The organism is Nocardia macrotermitis (assembly GCF_009604405.1).
GTDB lineage: Bacteria > Actinomycetota > Actinomycetes > Mycobacteriales > Mycobacteriaceae > Nocardia > Nocardia macrotermitis.
In genome coordinates this window covers 14,019-30,457 of sequence record NZ_WEGK01000017.1, presented here as the reverse complement: position 1 = coordinate 30,457, position 16,439 = coordinate 14,019, and the positions used below count along the sequence as shown (strand labels likewise).

The 16,439-nt window shown below is 68.8% G+C and carries 2 protein-coding genes; both read right to left on the bottom strand.

Going from position 1 to position 16,439, the window contains the following annotated elements; all coding sequences use genetic code 11:
* Window positions 1-33 precede the first annotated feature (33 nt).
* Window positions 34-1,029 carry an alpha/beta hydrolase gene (locus tag NRB20_RS30495; protein WP_227834039.1) on the bottom strand — a complete coding sequence of 332 codons (996 nt, stop codon included), beginning with the start codon at window positions 1,027-1,029 and terminating at the stop codon, window positions 34-36.
* A 257-nt stretch (window positions 1,030-1,286) separates the two neighbouring features.
* Window positions 1,287-16,343 (bottom strand): amino acid adenylation domain-containing protein, encoded by a 15,057-nt coding sequence (locus NRB20_RS38575; protein ID WP_406603898.1) that lies wholly within the window; start codon window positions 16,341-16,343, stop codon window positions 1,287-1,289.
* Window positions 16,344-16,439: the final 96 nt, after the last annotated feature.

Genomic DNA, 16,439 nt, shown 5'->3' with positions numbered 1-16,439 from the left:
CGGCCATTCCGAAATATGTTGCAGCGGACGAGATTACAGCCCGAGGCCCTTGGCCAGAACCGGCCAGGAGCTCAGGAAATCGTCGTGCCAGTAGCCCCAGGAGTGGGTGCCGGAGTTGCGGAAGTTGTAGGTGGCGGGGATGTGCAGGGAGTTCAGCTTGGCCTGCAGGTTGTGCGAGCAGTAGTTGACGCCCGCCTCGATGACGCCGCCGATCAGCAGCTGGTTGGCCAGGCCGTACGCGCCGGGCAGGGCGTACTTGTTGTTCATGGTGTCGTACACGCCCGGCAGGCCGTTGCCCGAGGAGATGTAGAGGTTCATCCCGCGCAGCTTGTCGGCGTGCAGATAGGGGTCGTTCGCGGCCCAGGCCGGTGCGCCGTCGGGGCCGTACATGTTCTGCACGTCGCCGCCGCCCCACACGTTGACGGTGAGCTTCACGAATTCCCGGCCGACCGGATCGGCGGTCTGCGCGCACCCGGAGTACGCCGCGACGGACTTGTACAGGCCCGGCTTGGCGATCGCCAGATTCAGCACGCTGGTGCCCGAAGTCGACAGGCCCGCAATGGCATTCACGCCATTGGTGCCCAGCGCGGCATTGATCAGCGGCGGCAGTTCCTGCGTGAAGAACGTCTTCCACTTGTTGCGGCCCAATACCGGATCGTCCTTGATCCAGTCGGTGTAATAGCTCCACTTACCGCCGATGGGCTGCACCACGTTGACGTTCTTGTCGTTCAGGAAGCCCTTGACGATGTCGGTCTTCTTCACCCACGACGCGTCGTCCTCACCGCCACCGGCACCATTGAGCAGGTACAGCGTCGGGCGCGCCTTGGAGGCGTCGGCGGGGCGCTGCACGTCCACCGGATAGGTCTCGTCCATCGCCGCCGAATACACGTACAGGCGGATGTTGCGGTTGTCGGTGTAGGTCGCCCGGGTGATGTGAGAACCGTCGGGGGCCTTCGGATCGGCCAGCAGCGCCTTGGACGCGATGATCGGATCGTCGGCCGAGGCGGTGGTCGCACCGACCCCGGTCAGGACACCCGCGAGAATTCCTGTTGCCGCCAGAACGGACGCGGCTCGCAGGCCCCGCCGGAAGCGTCGACGAATCACTTGCACACCTTCACTATCGGTTGGTTTTCCAGCAGTCCGGCCGAAACCGGTGCGCCGACTTCCCCGCGGGCCGTGCGACATCCCGCCCGACGATACGTGACGAACGGCCGTCCCAGCATGCCGGATCACCGCTGTCCGAATCGATTTCACCCCGGCGACCCGGCCGTACGGGTTGCCGGACATTACCGGCCGACTCCCGCATCACTCGACGCGGGCTCGATGCGCAGATCCAGATCGACGATCGGGACGTGCGGCGCTGCCGTGATCTGCCGGATCACCGATGTCAGGCCGTCGGCCAGCGTGTTCGCCACGGATTCGCTGACTGCTTCGGTCGAATAGCGCAGCGTCAGCCGGTTCGGCCCGTTCAAGACCACCGCCACCGCGACCCGATCGGCGAACGCAGGTGCGGAATCCACTCCGGCGATGCGGATACCGTCGACGATGCCGGACAATTCGGCCAGGTCGGCGCCGTCGTCGCGGAATACGACCACCGAATCCAGCAGCCGATCCACGCCCAGCGACCGGGCCATATCGGCCTGGCTCGGGCAGTAGTAGCCGGGTCGCGCGGACCAGTCGGCCCGGATCCGCAGCAGCAACTCCTCGGTCGACTCCCCCGCTTCCGGGTACACCCGCATCGGGACGATGCCGCCGAACCGGCCCACCAGGGCGTCGATATGCGGCACCTCCGGCGAACGTCCGGGCGCGGCGACACCGAACACGACGTCGTCGCGAGCGGTGAACCGGGCGAGCAGCAGACCCCACGCGGCCTGCACCACCATCGGCACCGTGACGCCTAGGCGGGTGGCCAGCGCACCGAGTCCGGCGGCGTCGGCGGGCTGCACGTCCACTGCGACTTCGGCTGTGGCCGAGGAGGTTTCGAGGTCGGTCTGCGCGAGCAGGGCGGGGGCGTGATGGCCGGCCAATGCCTCCCGCCAGACCGCGCGGGCCGCGGGGCCGTTCTGCGCGGCCAGCCACGTCGGGTAAGCGCTGAGCGGATACACCTCGGGCAGTTGCCGGGAGCGCGGGCCGCGGGCGTAGACGGTCAGCAGGTCGCGCATCACCAGTCGCAGCGATCGGTCGTCGAGCAGCAGCGGATGCGCGGTGAGCAGCACCCGGTGCGCGGTATCCGACGATTTCAGCAGTGCGATGCGGATCAGCGGGGCGTAGTTCGGATCGAACGGCGCGAGCCGGTCCGCGGTCTGGTAGCGCTCCATCTCGAGGCGCGCCTCGGCGGTCGCCAGATCGGTGAAATCGACTGTCCGCCAGGAAATATCGACGGGATTCTCCACCACCTGGACCGGGCCGCCGGCCCATTCGCCGAAGGCCACGCGCAGGCCGTCGTGCCGGTCGAGCACCGCCTGTGCGGACAGGCGCAGGCGCCGGTCGTCCAGTGCGCCGCGCAGGTCGACGGCGAATTGGCCGCTGCCGGCGGTGTGCGCGGTCGCGAGCAGGCCCGCCTGGCCCGGGGATACCGGCCAGATCTCGGCGAGATCCGGGTGCACGTGGTGCAGGCGATCGATATCGTCCTGGGTCAGCGGCACCATCGGGAAGTCGGACGGCGTGAAACCGCCTGCCTCCTGGTGGGTTCCGTGTTCGGCGAGGCCGCCCAGGGAGCGGACCCAGTGTCCGGCAAGTTCTTTGACCTCATCGGCGTCCAGAACCGCTGACGCGTAGTCGAATCGGGCGCGGAAGCCTTCCGGGGTCGCGTCCACGGTGATGTCCAGGAGCAGGTCCGCGGACGGAGTGTCCGGGTAGGGGCGCGCGGGGCGCAGGTCGCGGTAGCGGAATGCGGTGCGGCCCTGGGCGAGTGCGGACATCGCGGCGGTGGTGGACGGGTCGAGATGACGCAGCAGGCCGTATCGCACGCCGCTCGCGGGCACCGTGCGACGCTGTTCCTTGATCAGGGAGATGGCCGCACCGGCCGCTGCGCCGCCGTTCAGGGCCTGGTCCAGATCGATGCCGTCGATATTCGGGGCCAAAGGGTAGGTGGCTGTGAAACCGCCTACCGCGCTTACCGATTCGGCTGCGGTGAGGGTCCTGGCGTCCACGGTCAGCTGTACCGCGCGGCCGAGGGTTCTCGCCGCGTGGGTATCCGGGAGCATGGCCAGTGCCAATGCCGTCAGCAGGACGTCCTCGACGTTCGCGCGGTATGCGTCCGCCACGGCGGCGACCGCTGCCGCGCCCTCGGCGGTGATCACCAGCGAGACTCGGCCGCGCGCGGTGAGATCCACACCGTCGAGGGGAGTTTCGGCGGGGAGGTCGGCCAGTGCGCGCTGCCACCACGACACCTCGTTGCGGAGGGAGTCGTCGGTGCGGGTCAGGGCGTGGGCGAGTTCCTCGGGGGCTCGGGCGGAGTCGTCGAGTGTCGGGTCGTTCGACCATGCTCGGGCGAGCTCATCGATGATGATCCGCCACGAGGTGTCGTCCACGATCAGGCCGTTGGCGGCTATCACCAAGGTGCGTGAATCATTTTGCGGGTCAATCGATTCCGGTGGGTCGATCAGGCCGAAGCCGATGTTGCGGCCCTGGCCGGGATCCAGTTCCACGGCCAGGGTGCGCACCGCCATCTCCGCGACGCCCTCGGAGTGGACGAAGCGGCGCGGTGAGGTGTCGGCGGGGGTCTGCGCGAGTACCAGACGGGCGTCGCGGGCCGAACCGGCGAAGACCGGCGACCAGGCGCGCAGCGGGTCGTCACCGGAGCGGCCGGGGACCGCGAGACGGGCCGAGAGCAGCGGGTGGCGGTTCAGCACGGTCTGGACGGCGGTGCGGATGCTCTCCGTGGACACCCCGGGTGGGATGTCCAGGGCGATCGCGCGGCTTTCGCGGCCGGAGGGATCGATCTCCAGTTGGCGAACCGCCCGTGGTGGGAGCGGGAGTGAATTGTGTTCGCTCGGTTCGGATTCCGATGCGGGTAGCGCTTCCGGTTCGGCGGGGTCGGCCGCATGTGTACGGCGTTGCGGGAGGGCGGGAACCGGAGTGCCTCGGTCCGGGGAGACCTGGCGCGTGGAGATGCGTACCGGGGCGGCCAGGGCGGTGAGGCTGTCGAATTCCTCCGGGGGTGGGGCGCTGGCTCGGGCCTCGGCGATGATGCGTTCCGCGGGGGTCATCCGGCGTTCGGACGGGGTGTCTTGTTCGGGGTGATCGGGCTGGTCCGAGTAGTCAGGGTGGTCCGAGTAGTCAGGGTGGTCGAGGTGATCGGCAGAGTCGAAGCTGTCGCCGTGAGCGGACTGTTCGGCGTAGTGGGACTGTTCCGAATGGTCGACATCGTCGGACCACTCCGACTGCTCGGCGTACTCCGGTCGGCCCGACTGCTCGGCGTACTCCGGTCGGCCCGACTGCTCGGCGTAGTCGGACCGCTCCGAATATCCGGTCTGCGCTGAGTGAGCGGAGTAATCCGGTTGCTGCGGATATCCGGACTGTTCGGAGTCCCAGTGATCTTCGGCCGTGGGTGTGTCGGCGACGGGCGAATACTCTTCCGCCACAGGGCGATCGGTGACCACGACCTCGACGCCGTCCAGGGATGCCGGGTCCACCGTGCGCAGGGCGGCCTCGGGGAGGAAGGCGTGCGTGACGTGTTCGGCGCGGATCAGGCGCGCGAGTTCGGGGCCGCCGCCGATGGTCGCGGGGGCCACGACCAGTGCCGCGGCCGCGCCGAGGGCCAGGACCAGTTCCAGCACCGCCTCGTCCGAGGAGGGGGCGGCCAGGGCCAGGACGCGCGAATCATGGTGCAGGCGATAGTGACTCGCCTGTTCGGCCAGGTCGGCCAGATCCTCGTGGGCGACCACGACGCCCTGGCTGTGGTCGACGTCGGCCGCGCCGTACAGGACGTAGGCGCCGTCGTCCGGCAGCAGGCCGGTGATCCGCTCGTCGTCCGAAATCGGCTCGCCCGCTTGCGAATCCACCTGGGCGGCGAAATTCGGGTGGTCCAGCACCAGCCATTCGCCTGCGATCTGCGGCAGGCCCGCGACGACCGCGCGCACCGTAACGCCCAGGATCGCACCGGAATCCGACACCAGATCGGTGATCCGATCACCGGGCAGGCTCGGCTCGACCGGTACCACCGCCGCGCCGGTCTTGGCGACCGACCACAGCGTCACCAGCGCCTCGAGGGAACGCGGAATCGCCACGGCCACCGGTTTTTCCGGGCCCGCGCCGAGTTGCACGAGCCGCCGGGCCAGCTTGGACGAGGCGCGGTCGAGTTGGGTGTAGGTGAAGCTGCGGCCCCGGAACACCACCGCCGGACCGTTCGGGTTCGAGGCCACCGCGGCGGCCATGAGTTCGGGAATCGTGCGCGGGCGTGCGGCCTGCTCACCGAGTTGGACCGGGGCGCCCAGTGCGACCGTCCAGAATTCCCATGCCGCCAGATCGAATGTCGCAGCCGTCGCCAGCAGTGCCCGATCGTCGGCATCCAGGCCGAATTCGGTTGTGCTGCCGGTCAATTGCGCCACGGCACCGGCATGCGGGACGACCACGCGATCGGCTCCGGCGGATTGGATGATCCAGGCCGGATGATCCGCGCGCAACGGTTCGATCCGCTCCGCGTCGGTGAGCTGATGGATCGGGATACCGTCCAGATTCAGCTTGTCGACCCGCACCACCATCGGCTGTCCGCCCGCGGCGGGCCGATGCGCGGGCGTGCGCCCGATCGGAGTGAGCAGTTCGGTCGGCGCATCGAAACTGCCGTCACCACCGGGGCGATTCGACGCCACGAACGGATACTCCGCATCGGCCAGCACACAAACCGGCCCCGCCCCCGCCAGAATCTCCCGATTGCGCTCCGCCTCCCCCTCCGGATCGATGGGCAACGCCGCACCCCCGGCCTTGGCCACCGCGAACACGGCCACACCGAGATCCACCGACCGCCGAACAGCCAGCGCCACAACGGATCCCCGCCCCACCCCCAACGAAATCAAATACCGGGCAAGCCGATTGGCCCACCCATCCAATTCCCCGAGCGCAACCTCCGCTCCGAGCCCATCCGCCCCCGCAGAAGCAATGATCCCGACCGCCTCCGGCCCAGCCGCCACCGCATCCTCGAGCACCGAAACCAACGTCGGCCCATCCCCGAACTCCCCAACCCCCGAATCACCAGCACTCCAGGCCGACCGCACCTCATCGCCGTCACCGCCTGCCCCACCGGCAATCCCACGCCGCTGCGGCAGCGACGCAACCTCCTCACCAGTAACAACACCCTGACGATCACCATCCCCCGGATCGCCATAGCCGGAACCACGAACCGACTCCAACACACCATTGCCACCGTCGGACTCGACAGCGGCGATACCACGGCGCGAAGGCAGCAGCGGCAAAGCACCAGCCTCATCACCACGACGATCCGCAGCATCACCCAGCCCACCGAGGCCCGAACCACGAGACGACAGCTCGCTGTCACCATCGGATCCGCCTGCGCCAGCGGCAGTTCCGCGACGCGAAGGCAACGACGACAGTCCGCGCCGACCGACAGCATCGTTCCGGTCGGAACCGGGGCTGCGAAGCGACTTCGACACATCATTATCGCCATCGGATCCACCTGCGGCAGCGGCAATTCCACGACGCGCGGGTAGCTGCGGCAGAGAACCGATCTCATCAGCCGCGGCTATACCGCGCTGATCGGCAACCTCACCCGAACCGCCGCGGCCGGAGCCAAAAGGCGAATCCGACACATCACTGTCACCGCCGAATTCGGCTGCGGCAGTTCCGTGACGACCGGCTGCATCATCGGGTTCGTCGGAGCTGGAGCCACGAAGGGACGCCGACACATCGGTATCACGGTGATCGGTCGCATCATTCTGATCGGTGGAACCGAAGCTGCGAAGCGACTGCGACACATCATTGTCGCCGCCGGATTCGACTGCCGCGGTTCCGCGACGCGACGGCAACGCAGCAGCCTCAGTGCCAGCTACGACACCACGACGGTCAGCATCTTCCAGATCGCTGTAGCCGGAGCCACGGACCGACTCCGACGCATCGCTGCGGCCGTCGGATTCAGGGGCACGGCGGCGGGACGGCAACGTCGGCAGAACGGGTCCGGCAGCATCATCCCGGTCGGTCGGGATGGAGTTGCGGAGTGACTCACTTTCGCCCTCGGATCCACCGGCCGCAGCGGTTCCGCGACGCGCGGGCAGCGGCGGGACCTCATCGGCGGCAATGCCGCGACGATCGGCAACATCACCCAGATCGTTGGGGCGGTACGACTGCAACACATTTCGATCGTCGGATTCACCTGCGGCAGCGGCAGTTCCGCGACGCGCGGACAGCGGCGGCAATGTCGCGGGCTCATCGTCGGCGGCGATGTCACGACGATCCGCAGCATCATCCAGATCTGCGGGTCCGGCACCACGCGACGGGTCCGGCGCATCGCTGGCACCGGCGGATCCGGCAGCGGCAGTTCCGCGACGCGCGGACAGCGGCGGCAATGTCGCGGGCTCATCGTCGGCGGCGATGTCGCGGTGATCCGCGGCATCACTCGGATCTGCGGGTCCGGAATCACGGGACGGGTCCGGCGCATCGCTGGCACCGGCGGATCCGGCTGCGGCAGTTCCGCGGCGACCGGGTAGGGGGGGCAGCGTTGTGCGTTCGTCGGCGGGGACGATGCCTCGCGGAGCGGAAGTATCGTTCCGGTCGGTGGAGCTGGGGGTGTGGGGTGGCTGCCATACGGTGTTGTCGTATTCAGCTGCGGGAGTGGTGGTTTCGTGGCGTCGAGCCAACGAGGGCAGTGGGAGGTCTTCCGGAGCGGCCGAGATCGGCTGGGCAGCAGAAGGTTCGGGGGGATTCGCGGCGGCGTCCGGGTCGCCGGGTTCGGTCGGACGGGTGGGGGTGCCGATGCCGAGGGAGCCGAGGGGGTGGGTGGGGTCGGTGACCAAGGTGGTCAAGAGAGTGGTCAGGTCGGTGACCAGGGTGTCGGCTGCGGTGGGGGCGAAAAGGTCGGTGGCGTAGGTGATTCGGCCTTCGATACCGGAGGGGGTGCCGTCGGAGTCGTAGGTTTCGGTGGCGGTGAAATTCAGGTCTACCGGGGAGGTTTCCGGATCGAGGTCGATGTTCTCGACCGTCAGGCCGGGGAGGTCCACCGTGGTGCGGGCGGGGGCCTGCACCGAGACACCTACCTGGAACAGCGGGTTGTGGGCCGTGGATCGATCGGTGCCGAGTGCCTCGACCAGGGTCGGGAACGGCAGGTCCGCGTGTGCGAACGCCTGCTCGTGCCGGTCCCGCTGGCGAATCAGCAAGTCGCTGAACGACTCCGCGGGATCCAGGCGGGTGCGCAGGACGACCGTGTTGACGAATGTCCCGATCAGATCCTCGAATTCGCCCGCAGCCCGACCCGGGACCGACGTTCCGATCGCGATGTCGTCGCCGTCGGACAGGCGGGCCAGGAAGGCCGCGACGGCGGTGTGCAGGACGGTGAACAGGGTCGTCGCATGGGTATGCGCGAGTTCCAACAGGGCGGTGTGGGTGGCGGCATCGATGTGCACACCGGTCCACGCGCCGACCATCGACGCCACGGCCGGTCGCGGGCGGCCACCGGGCAGCTCGAGCACCTCGGGCAGTCCCGCGAGTTCGTCACGCCAGTAGCTGATCTGCTGTGCGGCAACCGATTCCGGATCGGACTGCGAGCCGAGCATGGATCGCTGCCAGCGCACGTAATCCGCGTATTGCGCCGACAGCGGTGCCCATCGCGGCGAATGGTTCGCGGTCCGCGCCACGTACGCCGCCATCAGATCGGCGACGATCGGGCCGAGCGCGGAGCCGTCCGCCGCGATGCGGTGCACGACCACGGCGAGCACGTACTCCCGCCGCGAACCCGGTGCCAGATCGGAGATTTCGAACAACTGCGCCCGCAGCGGCAGGTCGGTGGTCACATCGAACCGTGCGGCAGCCAGCTCCCGCACCGCCGCCGCGACCTCGGCACCGGCGATACGCCGAGCCGTCAACGCCCGTCGCGCCTCGGCGGGCAACACCTGTTGCACCGCAACAGATTCCGCCGAACCGGCCGAATCCGACTCTCCCGCAGCCGGATACACCGTGCGCAGCACCTCGTGCCGAGCGATCACGTCATCGAGCGCCGCCCCCAGCGACTCCACGTCCAGACTTCCGGCCAGCCGCAACGCGAACGGCAGGTGATACGCAGCCGGAACATGCCCGCCCGCACCGTCTTCCACCTGATTCAGCGCCCACAACCACTCCTGCGCGGGCGACAGCGGCACCGTCTCGGCGTCCACCCGTCCCTCGGCGTCGAACGTATCCGATTCCCCGACAACGTCCGACTCCGACGGCTCCGACCGCAGCGGCAACAGCGTCGTGTCCATCGCGGCCTGAGAGTCGTTGTCCGACAACCACTTCGGTGCAGGCTCCGCCGCCCCACCGTCCCGCACAGGAAGACCCGTCTGCTCCCCCGACGACTCCGCGAACCGCTCCGCCGCAGACTCGTCCCCGGAAACCGAGACCCCACCCCCGGACCGCAACCCACGATCGAACCCGGCCCGCAACGAAGACAACCCGGACCGCAACCCATCCGAGCCCTGCCCCGCAGCCGTCACCTCGGGCACAGACTCCTGCCCACGCACGGACTCAACCGGATTCGATTCCAGCCCCGAAGCCTCCGAACGCGACGCCGAATCCGCCTCGCCCCGCCCGTCAACACTCCCCGACGTCTCCCCCCGCGGCCGCCACCCGGCCGCCCGACGCGGCAACCGCCCGGCCACCGAACGCGAAACAGACTCCGCCACAACATCATCCGCGGCCGCAGGCACATCCTCACTCCCACGACGCGCTACCAGCCCGAACCCGGACCCCGACGAATCCAACTCCGCAGCCCGATCCCCCGCGACCTCGGACTCCTGCGCCGACCGCCCAGCCGCCCGACGCGGCAAACGACCGAGTTCAGAACTCGACGAATCGGATTCGGAAACCTCATCCCCTGAGATCCCGGACTCGAGCGACGATTGTCGAGCCCTACGCGGCAAACGACCAGGTTCAAGACTCGAGGATTCGGATTCGGAAACCTCATCCCCCGAGGTCCCGGACTCCTGTGGCATCCCTCCACCCCGACGCGGCAAACGGCCCGACGCGGAGCTCAGCGAATCCGACTCCGCCGCAACATCACCCGCAACCTCGGACTGCGGCGACCAATCGGTAACCCTGCGAGGCAAGAGGCCGGAGTCCGAACGCAACGAATCAGCCTCAGCGAGAACATCACCCGACGAAACCGTCCCCGCAGCCTCATCCGACGACCGATCAGAACCGGAACTCAGCGAATCAGCCCCCGCAGGAGCATCATTCGCGACCTCGACCTCCTGCGGCGACCAACCGGCCGCACGACGTGGCAAGCGAACAGAGTCCGCACGCGACGAATCCGACTCCGAAGACACATCACCGGAAGCCCCGGACTGCCGCGGCGACCAACCAGCGGCCCGACGAGGCAACCGCCCGGAATCCGAACGCAACGAATCGGCCTCCGCAGGGGTATCACCCACAAGCCCGGAGACCGACGAAACCGCCGCCGACGACCGATCAGAATCGGAACTCACCGAATCCGCCACCGCAGGAACGCCACCCGTGTCCCCGGATCCTTCCGAAGACGTCGGCGGCGGCGTCCAACCGGCGGCACGACGTGGCAACCGAAGAGCGTCGGGACGCGGCGAATCGGAGGGCGCAGGGGTGGTCTCCGATTCCTGCGATGACACCAGGCGGGGGGACCAACCTGTCGCGCGGCGCGGCAGGCCGGACTCCGAACGCGAATCCGACTCTGCCACAGGGGCGTCGGTGTCGGACTGTGCGGCGGGCACCACACGTGGCGACCAACCGGCCTGCGAACTCGTCTCGTGATCGGACTCGGATTGCAGCGTGGACGTGCTCGAATCCTCTTCCAGTGCAGGACTATCCGAGGCAATTGGCACTTCGGAGTCAGGCTGCGCGGAGGACTCGTCGACCTCGGAACGCTCCAGCGACTCCCCCCGCGCCCGTCGCGGAAGTTCCGCGCGAACAGCGGACTCCACCGCATCACTCCCGGCCGACGCCTCCGTCAACGGCCCGAGCTTCCACTGCTTGGACAGCCACCCGGACTCCGCCGCGGGGTCGGGCTCGGGCTGAGCGGAGATCTGTTCGGGCACAACAGGTTCGGGCTTGCGCGGCGGTTCGAGCGACTCGACCCGCACAACCTTCAGCGACGACGATGTCTCGACACCGAGCGAGGGGTCCGGAAGTGCGCGGCGATCGAGTTTGCCTGCGGCCGTGCGCGGTAGCGCGTCCATCGGTACGACGACGTCCGGAATGAGTTCCTCCGGAAGGACTTCCGCCAGCGAGGCGGCCACCCGCTCGGTGACGATCCGCTTCTCGGAGCGCGGCGCGACATAGGCGACGAGCCGTCCGTTGCACGCCACCACCACCGCGTCGCCGACCGAGGATTGCGCGAGCAGCGCGGCTTCGATCTCGCCTGGTTCGATCCGGCGGCCACCGATATTGATCTGAAAGTCGGTGCGGCCCAGGAAATCCAGGCGGGCGGGCAACTCACCCGAACTCTCCCGCCACACGACCAGATCGCCGGTGCGGTACATCCGGCCGCCGGCATCGCGCTCGGAGAACGGATCGGCCACGAACCGATCCGCGGTCAGCCCGGGGTGGCCGACATAGCCGCGCGCCAGCGCCGCCCCCGCCAGATACAGCTCACCCGGCACACCCACCGGCACCGGACGCAACCGATCGTCCAGCACGTAGACGCGAGTGTTCCACTGCGGCAACCCGATCGGCACATTCGTCCCGTCCGCACTGCCCGCGGGCCAGTACGTCACCGAGACTGCGGCCTCGGTCGGACCGTACAGATTGTGCACGCGCGCATCACTGATCCGCGCGAACGCCGTGACGGTCCGCGCGGGCAGCACCTCACCGATCACGAAGATCTCCCGCAGCGTCGGGCAGATCCCCGGCGCGGTGCGATCGGCGAACGCCGCGAGCTGCGAGGGCACGAAGTCGGTGACCGTAACACCGTGCGCGATAATGGATTCCGCGAGATACAGCGGATCGGACCGATCCGCCGCGGCCAGCCGCAACCGCGCCCCGGCCCGCAGCGGCAGGAAGTATCCCCACAGCGAGGCGTCGTACGTCGGCGGGGTCTTCTGGAGATACACGTCGTCGCTCGCCAGCGGATAGGCCGCGAGCATCCAGGCGAGCTGGTGATCGATGGCCGCGTGCGAGACCACGACCCCCTTGGGCCGCCCGGTGGACCCGGAGGTGAAGATGACGTAGGCCGGATGCCCCGGACGCAGCGGGCGCGTCAGTTCCTCGGCCCGCACCGGACTCGGATCGAATCCGCTCAGATCCATCGTGTCCAGGCGCAGCACCTGCGTATCGTGCGGCACCGGAACCGAATCCGCGACGGTGGTCACCACGCAGACCGGTCGCACGGTCTCGAGGATGTACCCGATCCGCTCGGCCGGATGTTCCGGATCGACCGGCACGTACGCACCGCCGGCGGTCACGATCGCGTACATGCCGATCAGCAGATCCAGCGTCGGCGCGATCGCCAGCACCACCCGGGTCTCCGGCTCGACACCACGCGAGATCAGCAGGCGCGCAAGCTGATTCACCCGCGCATCGAACTCGGCATAGGTCAGTTCGCTCTCGGCGTCCGAGACCGCGATCGCGTCCGGATGCTCCCGCACCGCGCGCCGGTACCCGTCCAGCAGCAGTCCGGGTTCGACCGCGTACCGAGTGTTGTTCCAGTCCCCCAGGATTCGCATCCGCTCATCGGGCTGCAACAGCTCGACATCCCCGACCGGACGTCGTGGATCGGCCGTGACCGCCTCGAGCAGCAGCACCAGACGTTCGGCGAATCCGGCGACGGTGATCTCGTCGAACAGATCCGTGGCATAGGTGAACGTGGCCGACAACCCGTCGGGCGCACCGTCCCGCTCGCGCGGGAACACGTTCAGCCGCAGCTCGAATTCGGCGACCCCGCTGTCGAATTCCACTGCGGTAGCGGACAATCGGGGCAGACTCACATGCGCGAGCTGCTGTTCCCGGACCGTCAGCGCGACCCGCAACCACGACGGATACGCCCGCGCGGATTCTCCCAACGCCCGGGCCAGCATCCCGAACGGCAACTCGGCATGGCCGAATGCGGCCAGATCGTCCCGGGTGACCGCCGCCAACAGATCGGTGAAGGACGCGGTCGGATCGAGCCGGGCACGCAACACCAGAGGATTCTCGAAAAGCCCTATCGCACTGTCGAGTTCACGCACAGTACGGCCGGGGGTCGAGGTGCCGATGACGATATCGCTCGCACCCGAGAGCCGTCCGAGCAGCGCCGCGAATGCCGCGTGCAGCGCGGTGAACAGCGTGCCACCGGCAGCCTCGGCAAGTCCGACGAGTCCGGCGTGCACCGAGCGATCCACCGAGAAGCCGTATGCCGCACCACGTCCCGAGGGCAGCGCCCGGCGCGGCCGGTCCGCCGGCAGGTCCGGCCCGGACACGACTCCGTCCAGAGCCGTTCGCCAGTAGGCGATTTCCCGCGACGCCACCGAATCCTGTTGTGCCGCATCGCCGAGCACCGCCCGCTGCCACAACGCGTAGTCGGCGTACTGCACCGACAGCGGCGACCACGCCGGTTTGGCCCGGTTGCGCCGACCCATCAGCGCCACCGCGAGATCCCGCAGGAACGGTGTCACGCTGGCCTCGTCCGCGGCGATCCGATGCGCCACCACCACGACGACGTGCTCGTCCTCGGCGATCTGGGCGACACCGATCCGCGCGGGGATCTCGGTGGTCACATCGAAGGCGATGCGCGCGTATTCGCCCAGCCAGTCCTCGATTTCGGATTCCTCGAGCGGTTCGGGCGTCAGGTCCGCGAGCACCCGATCCAGCGGCAGCACCACCTGATATCCGACGCCGTCCGCCACCGGATAGACCGTCCGCAACATCTCGTGCCGCTCGATGACGTCCACCACCGCGACCTGCAGCGCCTCCACCCGCATCTGCCCGCTGATCCGCACGGCGAAACACACGTTGTGCGCCACCGTCTCCGCATCCGCCCGATTGATCCCCCACATCCGCTCCTGCGCCGCCGACAACGGCACCCCCGCGAACTCCCCATCCTCGAACGCCACCGTCACCGCAGGCCGCACCATGGCCGTCAACGGAACAACCGCAACTCCGGACTCCCCCACCGAGCTGTCGACAGACTCCGCCCCCGAAACAAGATCCACCGCCAGCCGCTCCCCCCGGGAAGCCCCACCGACAGACGAATCCTCCACCGCGAGTGCACGATCGCTCCCCACCTCACCGAACGGCAACGCAGTCGACCCCACCCCCGCGTCCTCACCGACCTGCACCTCGTCCCCACGCCGCGACCCCCACCCGATGTCCGCGTTCCCCGAAGCCTGCCCCATCACCACGCCATCGGACGGCTCAGCCGCCCCCGCCCCGGAAGCACTCTCACCATCCCGAATCACATTCCGCCGCTGCGGCAACGAATCCCGCCCGACAGACGAGCCCGCCGCCGACCGTTCCGCTCCAGCAGAAGGCATCCCGGCCGACTCCGCACCAGAAAGCCCCTCACCGGCCCGAACCACGTCCCGCTGCGGCAACGAATCCCGCCCGACAGACGAGCCCGCTGCCGACCGTTCCGCTCCAGCAGAAGGCATCCCGGCCGACTCCGCACCAGAAAGCCCCTCACTATCCCGAACCACACCTCCACGCCGCGGCAACGAACTCCGCCCAACGGACGAATCCTCCGACGACCGCTCAATCGCAGCACCAGACAGTTCGGCTCCCGAGGCACTCTCGAACCGCGCACCCGGCCCAGCAGACGGCACCCCACTCACCGCCGCAGCATCCGATCCCGCCCCGGAAATCACCTCTGCGGCAACACTTTCCGCACCACCCCCACCGAAAACCTGACTCCGCACCCCAGGCATGACCCCCGCCGAAACCACCGGCGTAGCAGGCCCGAGATACTCCACACCCCCATCAGCCGCACGCCGCACCAGATCCCCGGTACGGAACAGCCTCGAATCACCCCCCGACAACCCGGCCCCCTCGGGCCCACCGAGGAACGGATTCGCCACGAAATGCGCCGCGGTCCGCGCGGGCCGCCGCAGATATCCGCGCGCCAACTGCGCACCCGCGACGTACAGCTCCCCGATTTCCCCGTCCGGAACCGGCGAAAGCCGTTCGTCCAGAACGTATTCGGTGATCCCGGGATTGGGCGCACCGATACCCCGGGACTCGGCCGCCGAATCCGGCGCGCCGACATTGGTCAGCACGGTGGTCTCCGCGGCCCCGTACCCGTGCAGGAAGCGCCGCACCCCGGCACCGAACGGCCCCGCGCCGATCGGCTGCGTCCACCGATCCACCAGCTCCGGCGGATACGTCCGGCTCGCGCAGATCACCACGCGCAGTTCGTCCAGTTCGGCCGGATCGATCGATTCCAGCACCTCGGACGGCAGATACGCGTGCGTGACGTCCTCGCGCAGCAGCAGCGGAGCCAGCTCGGCACCGCCGCGCACGGTCGGCGCGGCCACCACCATCGTCGCCGCACCGCCCACGGCGAGCAGCAGTTCCAGCACCGACGCGTCGTCCGAGGGCGCGGCGAACGCCAGTGTCCGCGAATCGCCGTCGGCCTGATGACGCGCCCGCTGCGCCTCGGACAGCACCGACAACCCGGCCTGCGTCACCATGACGCCGTGCGGCGCCCCGATCGCGTCGACCGTGTACACCACGTACGCGGGATGTTCCGCGCGCAACGGCCGCAACCGGTCCGCGTAGGTGACCGGGTCGGCGGCGAATTCCTCCAGTTCCACGGCGACCGCGGCGGTGTCGACGGTCAGCCAGGGCGTCGTACCGGGCAGCGCCGGACGAATCGCGGCCACGGTCAGCCCCAGCGCCACCCCGGAATCCACGACGATGTGCGCGATGCGCTGCGCCGGATCGTCCGGATCCACGGGCACGAATCCGGCACCGGACTTGGCCACCGCCCACAGCGCGATCACCGCTTCGAGCGAACGCGGAAACGCCACGGCGACCAGGTCTTCCGGACCGATTCCGCGCGCGATCAACAGTCGCGCCAGGCGCGTGGACCGCTCGTCCAACTCGGCATAGGTCAACTCCGCGAGCGTGCCGTCCGAATCCGCGAGCACGATCGCGATCCCGTCCGGATCGGCCTCCACCGCGGTCGACATCAGCTGCGGCAACGTGATCACACGGGTCCTGCGGCTCCGCGACGGCCGGGGACGGGTTGGGCGACTCATGCCGGATTCCCTTGCCGGGTCACGTTGCGCCGTCCGAACACCCGAAGCACGTTGCCTCACACCCTGCCTGTTGCTGCTCATGCGCCGCTCGCGACG